A 13,470-nucleotide genomic window follows, 5' to 3' on the forward strand; every position below is an offset into this window, starting at 1 on the left:
GATCGGTCAAGTTCCTCTCCCTGGAATTTCTGATAGTTGACGTTCCGATAAGGTGGGCACCTCAATCCAGAGAGCCGGATTTATCCAACGCCGTGGGCTCTTTGTCGGCAATCGCATGCATGATGATGCGAGAGCCGCGGTAGCCGATGCTGTGGTTCCATACCCAGCTCAAAGCGACGCTGAGACGATTTCGCGTACCGATCAGAAAGTAGATATGCGCGACCTTCCAGATCCATCACGCAGCTTAACCCGCCCCATGTCAATCACGGCCAGGCTGCGGCCGATGGTGGCCAGGTTCCCCTGATGCCGGTATTTGAAAGGCCCGTCAGCGGACTTGCCTTTCAAACGCCGTCCAATGAGGTTGGTGTTGAATGGATAGTGAGTGATCAGTAGTGAATCACCGTGCGAATCGACTTGCCTTCATGCATCAGGTCGAAGGCGTGGTTGATCTCGTCGAGACCCATGGTGTGAGTGACGAACGGGGCGAGATCGATCTCGCCTTTCATTGCGTCTTCCACCATGCCCGGGAGTTGGGTGCGCCCCTTGACCCCGCCGAAAGCCGACCCCTTCCAGGTCCGGCCGGTGACCAACTGGAACGGACGGGTCGAGATTTCCTTGCCGGCCCCGGCGACGCCGATGACGATCGACTGGCCCCAGCCACGGTGGGCTTGGAATCTAGATAGCGGGCGGCATATACTGGCCGCGGCGCCCGCCCTGCTTGCACACGAGCAAAAACAGGCTGTATCCCCTGATCAACTCTTCTTCTGGCCAGCTGCCGGGAACTTAAACGTGTGCGTCTGACCCGGATCGGCTTGGCCATCGAGGACGAGTCATGACCATCAAGCAATACGCGTTTAATGCCCATGCGCACCTTCGGGCCCAGGGCCTGCCGTCGCTTACCCGCAGCCAGGTCCATGAGCTGTTGGCTGCGGCCGCTGGATTTGCCACCCATGCCGCGCTCCAGCGCCAAGCGGCGTGGTGCGACGTGCCATGGCGCGCTACCGCCTTCCCGCCGGATGAGGACCGGGTCATCCAGCGGTGCCTGCAGTTCGGGCTGTCAGCCGAAGAGGCGGCGCGTGCCGCCCAAGGCCTGGCCGACTTCCTGGCTGCGTCCGGCTACGCGCCGGTGCGGTTCGAGGAGCTGATTGCCGCGTTCGAGGACAACGAGGACGAGTGGTCGAAAGCTGAGGAGGCGGAGGCGCCTGCCGTCGCCGAGTGGGTATCGAACGCCCTGATCAGCCGAATGGATCAGGGGCTTGAGACACTGCGCGAGGAACTTCCGCTGCTGCTGGAAGGACTGGAAGCGGCCGCGGCCCGTGGTGTTGCCGCTGCGCACCTAGCGACCGCGTACATGCTCGAGCCGTACGGTGGCCTGCCGGAAGAGGACGACCGCCGCTTCGGGCGCGAGCTGCGCCGGCACGCGCAGTGGTCTGCCGAGCCAGTTAGCTTCGCGGAGATCACCACGGGGGTCGGCGGGTTCGTTCGGGTTGTGGCGAAACACCGGTACCACCTCCTTGCGGCTGCACGGGGCGGGGACAGGCGCGCAATGCTGCTCACCGCGGAGCGCTACGGCGATCCTTCGGCGCTCGAGCTCGAACCGTCGGATGAAATGGACCCGTACGACATGGCTGACCTGGCCGATGCACATGGTCGACCCGAGCTGGCGCACCAATGGCTGACCGTGCTTGCACGCGACGGCGACGTATCGGCCATGCGCGCGCTTATCGAAGACAGGAACGAAACCCCGTTCCGCTCTTGGGTCTGGATGCACCTATCACGTATGCTGGATCAGGACCTGAGCCAAGACAGACACGAAGCGATCAACGAGGACGGCACACTCTATGACGATGATGTCGGCGGGCCAATGTATGTGGGGGGGAGCGACGGAGTCGAATTGGCGCCACTCGCGCCCGAGGACAACGCCCGCGCCAAAGAAGAGGCTGCTCAGCTGTTCTCCGGAATCGAGGAGCGCTACGACCTGACCTGATCATACTAGGTCTTGGGCGGGCTCCCGCTCAGGGGGCTCGCCCGGGTTTTCTGCGCCATGCCCGCACCGTTAGATCGGACTCATGCGTCGCGGTAAGCGGGATGCTTCGCTGTAATCGACCAGGTCCGCTTTCGGCCAGGAACGGACATGCTCCCGAATGATGGCCAGCTTCAAACCGGAGCGCTTCAAATTTCCGTCTACACAAGAATCTGCACACACGTCGTGCTCAGTTTCCACTCATCCCCGTGCGGTCTGCTCGCCAAAGGCCAACCGTAGCGCTTCGGTGTCGCCGCTCAGCGCGGCACGCATGCGGCCTTCGTCCAAAGGGCGTACCACCCAGTCGACATCCCATTGGAAGCCTTTGCGTCTTGAAATCGGAATGGCCAGATACCAACTTGGCCCGGGCCCGACGCAGTACCAGAATGCATCGTCTGAGGCCTGTGCCATCCAGCGCGGCCCCGGTTGCTGCATACCATCGACCCGTCCGTGCACCTGCTTCACCACCTGTACCTGGGCACCGGTGAAGGCAGCACCATCGCGCGACGGAAACCGCAGCTGCTCGAATGTTTCCTGGCGGGCAGCCCGCAACGGCTGCGGGCCGTTGAGTTGCGCAGCCGCCGCCATCACCACCCCCATTCCCAGCAATATCACCAATGCGCTCTTCATTACGCCCTGCCCGTAGTACTACCGAAATCGTCAATGATAGCGATCAGCTGCAGCAGGACACTGCACTACGGCACCGGAAGGAAAGTGTCGAGTAAGCGACCAGAGCTGGAGAGCCGCAGCCGGATTGACCCCTGCCCCCTCAACTTGAATCACCCATTTCTTTCCAGACAGCGTAGGTCTGCTTTGGGTCGGATGACGCCTTGCGGCCAGGAGCGTACGTTCAACTCTATATTGTCTGCATTTCCTTAAGCAGAGGCTCGAGCTCGACGATCCGCGAGATGGTAACGCTCTCTAGCGCGCTGGCGTGGATGAGAGGCTGGATGCTCCCGCCGTGGTACTGGCTGGACTGAAACTCAGCGCTAGCCTCGCGATATCGAAGCCACATCTGCTGAGAATTCTCGAATGAGTCTAGGCGGCCACCAGAAAGATGCTGTCGCAAATCTTCAACCAGAGCGGCAAGCCTTTCTTCGGCTCTGTGAAACGACGCTGCAGCATGTCGATTCATGTCCGCTTGAGTCATGTGTTCCGAGTGATCAGTGGCGTAGATCTGGAAGGCCTGCTCTTGGTAGGCGGCGGCCAGTGTCTTCGCTGAGTTGGCCTTTCCCATAATCGTGTCTTCAAGCACCTTCAGATCATCAAGGGTAGTACCTGACGCCTCTAAGTTCTTCTTCAGATCGAGCAGCTTTTGCTGCTTATCGATCTGTTCGAACATGGGTTTCTGCTCGATGCGGCGCCGCACGAAAAATCCAACTGCCGCTATCAGTGCTCCGAAAACGGCATAGAGGAATTTCTCTAGCATTTGCCACGCACCCCTAAAGTCTACAAGGCCATCCAACTACCCAATAGCCGGACCCGTGGGTCCGGCTACACGACTTGCCCTCAATGCACCGTTTGGTGGACTTTCCCTCTAACACGGCTCGATCTTAGGGCGCTGGGGTCCAGCTAACAAGCCAGCGTATAAAAGGACCCAGCGGTAGGATCGGCGCCGGCACGAATGGCCGCTGTGGGTCGATGGCCCCCTGCGCGACAGCAGCCGCGCAGGGCAATCTAAGACTTAAAAGGTAGGGTCAGCCCACCAACTTTAGGTGCGGCTGACCTTTCCCTTCAGCTTATCCAAGTAGTCTGCCCACGCTTGCATCATCTTCCTGCGCTCAGGCAAGTGTTCCGCTCGATTGTAGGCAGCCTTGATGGGATTTCTTTCAGAGTGAGCAAGCTGTCTTTCGATCGCATCTGATGTCCATCCCATCTCATGCAGTAATGTGGAGGCCATGCTTCGGAAACCATGTCCGGTCATGTCATCAGTCCCGTAGCCCAAGCGACGAAGCGCCGCATTGACTGTGTTCTCGCTCATTGGATCCCTTGAACTCCGAACGGACGGAAACACGTAGCGACCATTTCCCGTGACCGGTCGCAGTTCCTCAAGTACTGCAACTGCCTGCTTGGAAAGCGGAACGACGTGAGCTACCCCCATCTTCATTTTCGCTCCAGGGATGTTCCATTTCTTCGCAGCAAGATCGAACTCCTCCCATTCCGCCTTACGCAGCTCCCCGGACGAGTGAAGACTAGGGGAGCAAAGCGGAGCGCACACTGCGTGACGAGCTGCCCTGTGTATCGGGGCTGTCTAGGCAAATGGTAGGTCTGGGTGCGTGACCCGACATGAATGCTGATGATTCCGCGTCCTGTGATCGGGGACTGAGCTGCCCATCACACATGCGGCGAATTAGCGGCCGCTTTAACAATTCAGCAAGGTTCCACTGCTTATGGTCGGGGAACAGGGGCAGGACGCGAGGGAGATTGAAATGGGATACAGCGCACAGTACCTGTCGAACGACGAATGGATGAAGCTGCACGCCGCCTATAAAGCTCATGGAAATGGGCCTGGCTTCTGGCAGGTGTACCAAGAGTTGCAGGCTGCAGCGCAGAAGCGTACTGGTGATTCGTGCATCAAGGTTGCGAACGAGATGGCTCGGATTGGCGAGCGCTTGGGGGTCACAGCGCAAGCGATCTTCGTCTAACTGCGCGGCGCGCTTCGCGCCTGCACAAGGATTTCCTCCTGATGAAAGAAGAGTCTCGATCCCGCGCCCCAACGCGGACATCTACCAACCTAACCAATATGGAGGCAGCCATGAGATCGGTAGCGATGTATTTGGAAGGCCCCAGCCAAGAGCGTCGCCCTGTAAAGCTGGCGTCTACTCGAACGGTGCCAGTCAAGCCCACGCTGGCCCACAGGCCGGCCAGAGGGGCAGCTTGAGACCCTGGTCCGTGTGCCAGATGTGCCCGTCTTGGCGTTAGTGCTTACCAACTCGGTCATCAACTCATGCTGGGGAACCGCGGGCAGGCTCGGTGCCTCCAAAGTTCCAGACTTCACCTCATGTACGAGGTTGAGCCAGAGCGCTTTTTCGTCTTCTTAGAGCCCAGCGGACAGCTCAACACTGACGATGTATTCCACACTCATGATCTTCTCTTCGCTCACGCTGCTGTCGAAAATCACGCACTGGATGACGACGTCGTTGAAGACTGAGCGCTAACGGTGCGCTTCCATCTGCGCAGCCATTTCCCAGTTATAGAAGTGGAAGCCATCCACGGAGGCGTTCAACGTGACGATTGGCGGCCTGTCCTGAAGGACCACGGCCCCGGCATCGGCACCTAGGTCTTGGTGCTCTCGTCCGCACCGGGCGTCTCGACACCTGACTCCGTCTCGTCGCTTCTACAACCACCAACAAGCAGACACCATGGATGTAGCTGCCCAATGAGAGGTCTTCGCCACAGGCCGCTCCTACTCACCCTGCTCCCAACGCGCCAAGTTCTGCTTCACCCTGTCGATCCCGTCCCAGGGATCCTTCCGGCGACGCTTCAACTTGGCCGGCACGTCCTTGATCGTGAAGGCATTGGCCTTAGTGAGCTTGGAGAGCTCGCTCCAGGCCAAGGGCATCGCCACAGGCGCCCCGGCACGCCCACGTATGGAATAAGAGGCCACTGCGGTGGCGCCGCGTCCGTTGCGCAGGTAGTCCACGAAGATTCGCTTGTTACGCTTGCTCTTGGTGGCGGTGGACAGGAAGCGCTCCGGCTCCGAACGGGCGAGCGCGTCGGCGAACCCGCGGGCGAAGCGCTTGGTCAGGTCCCAGTCGCAGCCGGGATTCAACGGCACCACTACGTGGAGCCCCTTACCACCCGACACGCGCAGGAACGATTCCAGCTCCAATTGCTCCAGCAACTTGCGGATGTCCTTGGCCGCCTTCTTGATCTCCGAGAAGGGGACGCCTTCGCCCGGGTCCAGGTCGAACACCACCCGGTCAGCCCTATCGGGTTCTTTGGCGTGCGAGCCCCACGGGTGGAACTCCAACGCGTTGAACTGGACCAACTCCATCAGCCCCGGCAAGTCTTCGACGACCAAGTAGTTGGCGTTGGTGCCCGATTCTTCCTTGAGCTTGACGGTGTTCACCCTCTCCAGCCCCGCGGTCAGGTGCTTCTGGAAGAAGCAAGGGTGCTCAATGCCGGCGGGGCAACGAACGATGGACAGCGGCCTCCCAGCGATTTCCGGCAGGAGGTGATCGGCCACCGCCAAGTAGTAGTCCCACACATCCCGCTTGGTGACGCGACTGTGGGGGAACAGGATCTTCGTGGGGCTGGAGAGCTTGGGAAGCTCGGTGGTTGCAGTACTACTCTTGCCCCTCTTGGTGACTTTCTTGCTGGACTTGGCCAAGCTTGCCGCTCTAGACGGATTCTTAGCACGGTCGCTGTCGGCCAGGTCTTTCACATCCTTGTCCTCGCGTATGGTCTTGAGCGAGGGCTGACGCAGTAGGTCCTGACGTCCAATGCCGCGGAAGAACACCTCCACCACGAAGCGCGGAGGAAACCAGGTGGCAGTGCGCAGATCGGTGTCCGTCGTGCCCACATGAGCCGTGGGTTTCTTGCCACCACCCTTGGTCAGCTTCTTGGTGAGCTCGCGCATCAGCTGGTCGTTGAATCCTGTACCTACCCGACCCACGTAGCGCCAGCCGCGCTCAGGGTCCGGCTTGGCCAGCAGCAGCGATCCAAACCCGGTGCGGCTGCCTTTTGGCTCCGTGTAGCCCACGACAGCGAACTCATCGCTGGCCAGTTGCTTAGTCTTGCGCCAGTCCTCGCTGCGCCCACCTTGGTAGGGCTGATCGCCACGCTTGGAGATGATCCCCTCGAAGTGCTGTTTGCCGGCGAGCTCGAAGGCCGCTTGCCCGTCGCCCTTGATGTGGGAGCTGAAGGCCAAGTGGGCGGGCGCATCTTCCAAGAGCTCTTGGAGCAGCGCTTTGCGCTCCAAGAGGGGCGCACCCGACACGTCCACCCCATTGAGGTGGAGGACGTCGAACAACGCGTAAGACAGCTTGCCTAGGCGCTCCCCGGACAACGTGGATTGGAGCAGGTTGAAGTCCCGCTTCGTGCCGGTGCCGGCGATGAGCTCACCGTCCAGCGCACCGGACTCCAGGTCCAGCGCGTCCACCGCGTCGCGGATGTCGGGGATCTTGTCCGTCCACTCCAGTGCGTTGCGTGACCACAGCCTGACCTCGCCCTTCGCGATGGTGGCCAAGATCCGGTAGCCGTCCCATTTCAGTTCGTGGATCCACTGCTCGCCTTGCGGCGGGCTTTCCCCTAGTTTGGCGAGCTGGGGTTCGAACGGTCCGGTCGGCGCTGCGGCCTTCTTCGCTTTGGGCAGGGCAGCTGCCTTCTTCGCCCAGTCCATCTTGCGTCCCTTCTTCACAGGGACAGCGATGAGCTTCTTCTTGTTCGTCTTGCCCGAGCCCGCCCGCTTGAGGTCCTCGGCCGGGGCCTTGGTCACGTCGGCGAGCAGATCGTCGGCTTCCAGCTTTCCGGCGTAGTCGTCCTTGTCCTTGAAGAGCAACCACCGGGGTTGCTCGGCCGGTTTGCCCGAGCGCACCAGGTGCCAGCCGCCCTTGAGCTTCGTGCCGAACAGCTCGAATCGCAGGTGGCCTTTGACCAACTGCTCCACTGGATCGCCGTCGGTTGCCCACACGCCGTGATCGAACTGGGCCACATGCCCGCCGCCGTATTGGCCCTTGGGGATCTCGCCCTCAAAGGTGGCGTAGTCCACGGGGTGGTCTTCCACCTCCACCGCCATACGCTTCACGCTGGGGTCGTAGCTGGGGCCCTTGGGGACCGCCCAGCTCTTGAGGGCGTCGCCCACTTGCAGCCGGAAGTCGTAGTGCCGCCGGCTGGCGTGGTGGAGCTGGACCACGAAGATGGCCCGCTGCCCTTTCGGGACCGCCTTGCCCGGTTCCGGTTCGCGCGTCTTGTCGAAGCTGCGCTTGCGGCGGTAGTCGGCCAGGCTCACGGCGCGGCGTTACTTGCCTAACCGCTCGCGCACGGCCCTGGACGTGTCGCCCACGGCGGTCACGGCGTCTCGCAGCTCCTGCTCCGACACGCCCAGTTCCTTCGTCCAGTATTGGACCTCGTAGTCTTCGCTGAGGTTGATGCGATCTCGGTCGGGCGAACCGGTCTTGCTCTTGTCGTCAGACATGTGCAGTGCTCCTTTGCTGGGTTGACTCAAGAGGCCTTTCGGGCTGTAGATTTCTTCGCAGCCTTGCTGGCTTTCTTTGCGGGGGGCTTCGCTGCCGTGGCTGGCGCCTTCTTCGCCGTGCCCTTGGCCGGCGTGCGCCTCTTCGTGTCCAGGCTTTGCTGGAGCAGCGACATGAAATCCACCACGTTGGTGGCGGCGTCCTCGCGCGGCTCGGGCTCTTCGAACTTGGTGGTGGCCCCGGCCGACTTGATGCGTTTTTTGATGATGTCGGACAGGCGCGCGCGAAACTCGTCGTGGTAGTCGGCCGGGTTCCACTCGGAGGTCATGGAGTCGATGAGCTGCTCGGCCATCTCCAGTTCCTTGGGCGCTAGGCGGTAGTCTCCTGGCTTGCCCTCGGGCAGCTTGTATTCGTCGAACTCGACGAGCTCCTGCGGATAGCGCAGCAGGATCAGCACCAACGCGCCGCCATCGGGCATCACCGCAGACATATACTCCCGCGTGCGAATGACGACACGGGCGATACCGACCTTCCCAGACTTCTTCAAGGTCTCGCGCAGGAGCACGTATCCCTTCTCGGCTTTCTTGCCGGGGACCAGCACGTAGGGCTTCTCGAAATAACGAAGATTGATGCTGGAGGCATCCACGAACGTTTCCACGTCCACCGATTCATGGGACTCGGGCGCGGCGGCGGCGATGTCCTCTTTCTCGATGACGACGTAGCTGCCCTTGTCATACTCGAAGGCCTTGACGATGTCCTTCCACGGCACCTCCTCACCGGTGTCGGCGTTCACCCGCTCGAACCGGATGGGCTTCTTATCCCGCGCATCGATCATGCGAAAGCTAAGGTCCGTTCGGCGCTCTCCGGACATAAGGGACACGGGGATGTTGAGCAGACCGAACGACAGCGATCCGGTCCAGATCGGGCGGGCCATTGCAGGCTCCAGCGGGTGCGAATTTTTCTTATAGCGCCGCGGGTGTGAAATCGACGTCACCCCACATGGCTTAGGGCACCTGAAGGTGACCGCGCTCAGCGCCAGCCTTGGTTGACCCAGTCGAGGTCATAGTCTTCACCGAACTGAAGGACCGCGGCTTTCGGGTCCAGCTCCGAGTAACGGGCCAACTAGCCACGGAGGACAACGCGGCCGGCGTCTCAAAATGGCTCTTCCTCGGCCAAATGGCCGCATCCGTGGGCTTCATTCTCTACAGCTGGTTGCTGCACAATTAGGCGTTCATCACCACCAACAGTCTCATCCTGCCCACCGCCTTGGTAGGCCAGTGGGTGGTGTGGCGCAAGCGAAATTCCATAGACGATTAGCGCTGTGTCGCTGAGGCCACGTGGTGTGCGTCCAACCATGCCCATGCCCGCTTAACGATTTCGCGCACGTCGGACCACCGGCGGGTGGATTTGCCGCCCAACTCGTCCCAGAGCACCTCCATGTCTGATTCGTGCTGAGGCAGCGCGTAACTGCCTGCGGTCACCAAGGCCAAGGCGTAAGCAGGGCACACGTCCGACCAATCCAATTCCGCCTGTGAATCGCGATGGGCGAACTCGTCGAACCCAGTCGGAACCGGAGTCATGTCTGGGTACGGCAGGCACTCGCCTACGCCACCCGACTGGTTGAGAAGGGCCACCAGCCGGTGGAAGTGGTCAGAATCGAAATGTCCCATAAGCACTCCTAGTCGGTGGCTCGCGCTCCGGCCTGCCTTGCTAAATGACGACACGGATTCCGTGATGGCGGCGTCAGTGCTCAGAGCCAACCTTCGTGGCAACCTTTGTTGACATTCCTCTTCTACCAAGCCATGGATTTGGATTGCATCATCGTCGGAGGCGGCCCAGCGGGCTTGACGGCCGCCACCTATCTTCGGCGCCTGCACCGGCGCGTCGTCGTGTTCGACGACCGCCGAAGCCGGGCACGTTGGATCCCAGAGAGCCACAACTGCCCTGGTTTCCCACTGGGCGTCTCGGGGACTGAACTCCTCCAACGCCTACGGGACCAAGCGGCCAACTACGGAGCTACCTTCCACCCCACTCGGGTCACATCCTTGCACCAGGTCAATGGGGAATGGGAAGCTGAATCGGACGACGGGCGGTTCGCGGCACCCGTTGTGCTGTTGGCCACGGGCGTGGTCGATCGGCTCCCAGAGCTCACGTCTGGGGACGCGGAAGAAGCCTTGAGGAGCGGCCTGCTGCGCTCGTGCGCGCTGTGCGACGGCTTCGAGGCAACTGATCACCGCCTAGCCGTGGTGGGGCCACTCCCGAGGGCAACTGCCAACGCCCGTTACATGCGTACGTTCTCCGGCAACGTCAGCGTCGTCCCGATTCCAGACCAAAGCGACAGCGACTCCCAGACCGAAACCGAGGGTCTGCTCGTTCTTCCCCCCCTTCGGTCCTTGGCTTGCCGGCATGAAGGGTGGGACCTTATCGACGCCAACGGCGACACGCACCGCTTCGATTTCGTTTACGCGGCCATGGGAGCCCCTGCGCGCGGGGAGTTGGCGCGGCAAGTAGGGGTCGAGTTTAACGACGAAGGTGCCGTGCTGACCAATGAGCACATGGAAACCTCTCGCGCAGGCCTTTACGCCATTGGAGATGTCGTCACCGACCTCAACCAGATTGCTGTGGCGTTCGGCCATGCCGCCATTGCTGCCAGTGCGATCCACCGCGCTTTGCCGCCGGCTCCCCGCCCTTCCTACAAAGCGGACGACAGCCCGCACGTCGCCGAGGATTGACAGCCCCCCCCGCCCAACGCGATAAATCTCCCGCCGCATCGGAGCTTACTCCCGCTGAGCACTCCCGGCTTCTCTAAGTCAGATCGCTTCGGGCCTGTTGCCAGAACTAAGCAGGCAGCTTTTCCTGCTCTTTCCTGAGACTAAGCATGCCCAAACTCCAACGCTTACCGCTTTAAAAAGGCCGCGGCAACGAACTCTTCGGCGTGGGACGGTAGACGTGGCCAGCAAAGTAGGCGTAGCGGTCGGCGAATTGTTTGGCGGCGCGGACCTGAAAGGGTTTGAGTTCAATCTACATCCGTGCCACCTTCGTTGTTGTATGCGTCGCTCGTGCGTCGGAGCCGATGCGCTTCAACTCTTTGTCGGGAACGAGGGCGTGGAAACGAACCGTGTTTGAGCAGTTGGGAGCGCCGCTGTAAATGGGACGGACCGAGGTCCACTAGTCAGTTTTCTGATCTCGCAGATTATCCAGATAGTCAGCCCATACCTGCATCATCTTCCTACGCTCTTTTAGGTGCGTCGTACGGTTGTATGCTCGCCCAAGAGGGTCTCGAACCGCATGGGCGAGCTGATGCTCGATGAAGTCTGGCCTAAACCCAAGAACTTCATCCAATAGTGTTCGCGCCATCGCCCGAAAACCATGCGCAGTCATCATAGTGCCATCAAATCCGATATTTCGCAGAGCAGCATTGATTGTGTTCTCACTGATCGGCTTCGAAACGGTCCTTACACTTGGAAGGACATAGTCACTTCTCCTGGAGTGAGGACGTACCTCCTCCAGAACTTCGAGGGCCTGTCGAGCTAGAGGGACAATGTGCGCGGTATGGGTCTTGCTGGTGGTGTAACGCCACTCTGCAGCCTGCAGATCAATATCCGACCAACGCGCCGCTCGAAGCTCCCCCGGGCGAACAAACAGAAGCGCTGAAAGCTTCAATGCCGCAGAAACGACGGGGAAGCCCTGATAGCCATAAATGGCTTTGAGCAACTTGGCGACATCCTCAGGCTCTGTCACGCTGGAGAAATGCGTCGTCTTCGCTGGGGACAAGGCACCAACAAGACTAAGTGCTGGATTGTTCTCCGCGCGCCCCGTAGCAATGGCATAGCGAAAAACAAGGCCAGCGGCGGCCCTAGTGCGGTGCGCTGTTTCCACGGCTCCGCGCGCCTCGACTTTCCTGAGCGCCTTTAACAACATCGGCGCGGTGATACTACGGATCGGCAACTCAGCAATCCCGCCAAGATCCCTCTCAAGCATCCGACGCTCACGAACTACTGAGCCAGGACTGAGCTTCTTCGCACGCTGGAGCATCAACTCTTCAGCCAGGCTACCGAAAGTGTTGCCCGCTTCCTCTTGCTTGGCAGCACGCTCCACTTTCGCAACCAGACTCGGATCCACACCTTTCTTGACTAAGGCACGCGCCCGATCGCGATCAGCGCGCGCCTCAGCCAGCGAGACAAGCGGATACTCCCCGATAGTCAGCATGTTGGCCTTGTCACCAAACCGATAGCGGTAACGCCAAATCTTTGCGCCGGTCGTCCGCACTTCGATGCAAAGCCCATTGGCATCTGCGAGTCGAAAGAGCTTGTTCTGAGGCTTGAGGCTACGGAGCTTGGTGTCAGTCAGCATGTGTGTGAGTAACGGAATTGTGAGTAACGGAGGCGAGCCTCGCAATCTTACTCACATCGTTACTCACATTCCAATCGGATGGTGCTGGACAACATCGAACCAGACCGGACACATGACCCCGGAAAATCCCTTATTTCAAGCGCCTTTCGAACTACACCGGACTACGTCGGACCATGAAATGGTGGGCCCACCAGGATTCGAACCTGGAACCAAAGGATTATGAGTCCTCTGCTCTAACCGTTGAGCTATAGGCCCGTAGCGACGACACAGTGTAGTGGAGCCGGCTGCGTGCGACTACTTCCCCGTGTCTGCTTTTGATGTCCGCGTGTTGCGCACCGTATGAGGCGACGGCAGGCCTGCAGCACTGGCCTTGGTGCCATGCTATCGAGTGTCCGCATGCTTACCTGCACCCCATCACCGCACTCCCAAAGAAAAACCCCGCCAAGGCGGGGCTTTTCCTTGCCGGCACTTACGCGCCAGCCTTTACCTGCGTGCCAACAATCACTCGATATCGAGGAAGCTGCGCAGCTGTTCCGAACGGCTCGGGTGACGCAGCTTACGCAGCGCCTTGGCCTCGATCTGGCGGATGCGCTCGCGGGTCACGTCGAACTGCTTGCCCACTTCTTCCAGCGTGTGGTCGGTGTTCATGTCGATGCCGAAGCGCATGCGCAGCACCTTGGCTTCCCTCGGGGTGAGGCCAGCCAGCACGTCACGCACGGTTTCGGACAAGTTGATGTTGGTGGTGTTCTCGATCGGGGACTCCACGTTGGTGTCCTCGATGAAGTCGCCCAGATGCGAATCCTCGTCGTCGCCGATCGGGGTTTCCATCGAGATCGGCTCCTTGGCGATCTTCATCACCTTGCGGATCTTGTCTTCCGGCATGTCCATTTCCTTGGCCAGCTCCTCCGGCGTGGCCTCGCGGCCGTACTGCTGGAGCATCTGGCGGGAAATGCGGTT

General features: G+C 60.5%; 12 protein-coding genes, 1 tRNA gene and 2 pseudogenes. 3 read left to right on the forward strand and 12 right to left on the reverse strand.

Features of this window, described 5'->3' with window-relative positions; all coding sequences use genetic code 11:
- Positions 1-386 precede the first annotated feature (386 nt).
- A pseudogene (locus tag B2527_RS18135) lies at positions 387-668 on the reverse strand (S-(hydroxymethyl)glutathione dehydrogenase); the annotation flags it as partial.
- Between the two features lie 164 nt (positions 669-832).
- Between B2527_RS18135 and B2527_RS18140 the strand changes: the two are divergent.
- On the forward strand, positions 833-1,987 hold the full coding sequence (locus B2527_RS18140; protein WP_293716851.1) for a hypothetical protein: 1,155 nt from the start codon (positions 833-835) through the stop codon (positions 1,985-1,987).
- Between the two features lie 237 nt (positions 1,988-2,224).
- On the opposite strand, the gene B2527_RS18145 is transcribed toward B2527_RS18140, so the two are convergent.
- The 3 genes from B2527_RS18145 to B2527_RS18155 all read right to left on the reverse strand — a co-directional run bounded on the left by B2527_RS18145 (position 2,225) and on the right by B2527_RS18155 (position 4,241).
- Positions 2,225-2,653 carry a hypothetical protein gene (locus tag B2527_RS18145; RefSeq protein WP_293716853.1) on the reverse strand — a complete coding sequence of 143 codons (429 nt, stop codon included), beginning with the start codon at positions 2,651-2,653 and terminating at the stop codon, positions 2,225-2,227.
- Positions 2,654-2,879: 226 nt separating this feature from the next.
- The gene (locus B2527_RS18150) at positions 2,880-3,452 is read right to left on the reverse strand and encodes a lysozyme inhibitor LprI family protein (RefSeq protein WP_099475907.1); all 573 of its coding nucleotides are present in this window, start codon (positions 3,450-3,452) and stop codon (positions 2,880-2,882) included.
- A 282-nt stretch (positions 3,453-3,734) separates the two neighbouring features.
- Positions 3,735-4,241: a tyrosine-type recombinase/integrase gene (locus B2527_RS18155; protein WP_293716858.1), complete on the reverse strand. Its 507-nt coding sequence runs from the start codon at positions 4,239-4,241 to the stop codon at positions 3,735-3,737.
- Positions 4,242-4,452: 211 nt separating this feature from the next.
- Between B2527_RS18155 and B2527_RS18160 the strand changes: the two genes are divergently transcribed.
- Positions 4,453-4,668: a hypothetical protein gene (locus B2527_RS18160; RefSeq protein ID WP_293716860.1), complete on the forward strand. Its 216-nt coding sequence runs from the start codon at positions 4,453-4,455 to the stop codon at positions 4,666-4,668.
- A 392-nt stretch (positions 4,669-5,060) separates the two neighbouring features.
- Here the strand turns inward: B2527_RS18160 and B2527_RS19635 are convergent.
- The 5 genes and pseudogenes from B2527_RS19635 to B2527_RS18180 all read right to left on the reverse strand — a co-directional run.
- A pseudogene (locus B2527_RS19635) lies at positions 5,061-5,156 on the reverse strand (DUF1264 domain-containing protein); the annotation flags it as partial.
- 273 nt (positions 5,157-5,429) lie between these two features.
- Positions 5,430-7,976 (reverse strand): DNA ligase D, encoded by a 2,547-nt coding sequence (ligD, locus tag B2527_RS18165; RefSeq protein WP_293716862.1) that lies wholly within the window; start codon positions 7,974-7,976, stop codon positions 5,430-5,432.
- A gap of 9 nt (positions 7,977-7,985) precedes the next feature.
- Positions 7,986-8,162, reverse strand: a complete 177-nt coding sequence (locus tag B2527_RS18170) for a DUF3606 domain-containing protein (RefSeq protein WP_293716864.1) — start codon at positions 8,160-8,162, stop codon at positions 7,986-7,988.
- A 26-nt stretch (positions 8,163-8,188) separates the two neighbouring features.
- On the reverse strand, positions 8,189-9,094 hold the full coding sequence (locus B2527_RS18175) for a Ku protein (protein WP_293716866.1): 906 nt from the start codon (positions 9,092-9,094) through the stop codon (positions 8,189-8,191).
- A gap of 379 nt (positions 9,095-9,473) precedes the next feature.
- A complete protein-coding gene (locus tag B2527_RS18180) occupies positions 9,474-9,830 on the reverse strand; it encodes a hypothetical protein (protein WP_293716868.1) in 357 nt (118 codons plus the stop codon).
- A 132-nt stretch (positions 9,831-9,962) separates the two neighbouring features.
- On the opposite strand from B2527_RS18180, the gene B2527_RS18185 reads away from it, so the two are divergent.
- Positions 9,963-10,892, forward strand: coding sequence for an NAD(P)/FAD-dependent oxidoreductase (locus B2527_RS18185; protein ID WP_293716932.1), 930 nt, complete (start codon positions 9,963-9,965; stop codon positions 10,890-10,892).
- A gap of 436 nt (positions 10,893-11,328) precedes the next feature.
- Here the strand turns inward: B2527_RS18185 and B2527_RS18190 are convergent, their stop codons facing one another.
- From B2527_RS18190 to B2527_RS18200, 3 genes are all read right to left on the reverse strand, one after another.
- The gene (locus B2527_RS18190; protein ID WP_293716870.1) at positions 11,329-12,513 is read right to left on the reverse strand and encodes a tyrosine-type recombinase/integrase; all 1,185 of its coding nucleotides are present in this window, start codon (positions 12,511-12,513) and stop codon (positions 11,329-11,331) included.
- Positions 12,514-12,692: 179 nt separating this feature from the next.
- Positions 12,693-12,768 (reverse strand) — tRNA-Ile (locus tag B2527_RS18195).
- A gap of 246 nt (positions 12,769-13,014) precedes the next feature.
- On the reverse strand, positions 13,015-13,470 hold a 456-nt coding region (locus tag B2527_RS18200; protein WP_293716872.1), incomplete at its 5' end, for a sigma-70 family RNA polymerase sigma factor.

The organism is Stenotrophomonas sp. UBA7606, from assembly GCF_002477705.1.
Lineage (GTDB): Bacteria > Pseudomonadota > Gammaproteobacteria > Xanthomonadales > Xanthomonadaceae > Stenotrophomonas.

Bases quoted from the DNA above. Each gene is read 5' to 3' on its own strand.
- B2527_RS18180 (WP_293716868.1), bottom strand. From the start codon at position 9,830: ATGGGACATTTCGATTCTGACCACTTCCACCGGCTGGTGGCCCTTCTC.
- B2527_RS18160 (WP_293716860.1), top strand. From the start codon at position 4,453: ATGGGATACAGCGCACAGTACCTGTCGAACGACGAATGGATGAAGCTG.
- B2527_RS18190 (WP_293716870.1), bottom strand. From the start codon at position 12,513: ATGCTGACTGACACCAAGCTCCGTAGCCTCAAGCCTCAGAACAAGCTC.
- B2527_RS18170 (WP_293716864.1), bottom strand. From the start codon at position 8,162: ATGTCTGACGACAAGAGCAAGACCGGTTCGCCCGACCGAGATCGCATC.
- B2527_RS18175 (WP_293716866.1), bottom strand. From the start codon at position 9,094: ATGGCCCGCCCGATCTGGACCGGATCGCTGTCGTTCGGTCTGCTCAAC.
- B2527_RS18140 (WP_293716851.1), top strand. From the start codon at position 833: ATGACCATCAAGCAATACGCGTTTAATGCCCATGCGCACCTTCGGGCC.
- B2527_RS18150 (WP_099475907.1), bottom strand. From the start codon at position 3,452: ATGCTAGAGAAATTCCTCTATGCCGTTTTCGGAGCACTGATAGCGGCA.
- B2527_RS18145 (WP_293716853.1), bottom strand. From the start codon at position 2,653: ATGAAGAGCGCATTGGTGATATTGCTGGGAATGGGGGTGGTGATGGCG.
- B2527_RS18185 (WP_293716932.1), top strand. From the start codon at position 9,963: ATGGATTTGGATTGCATCATCGTCGGAGGCGGCCCAGCGGGCTTGACG.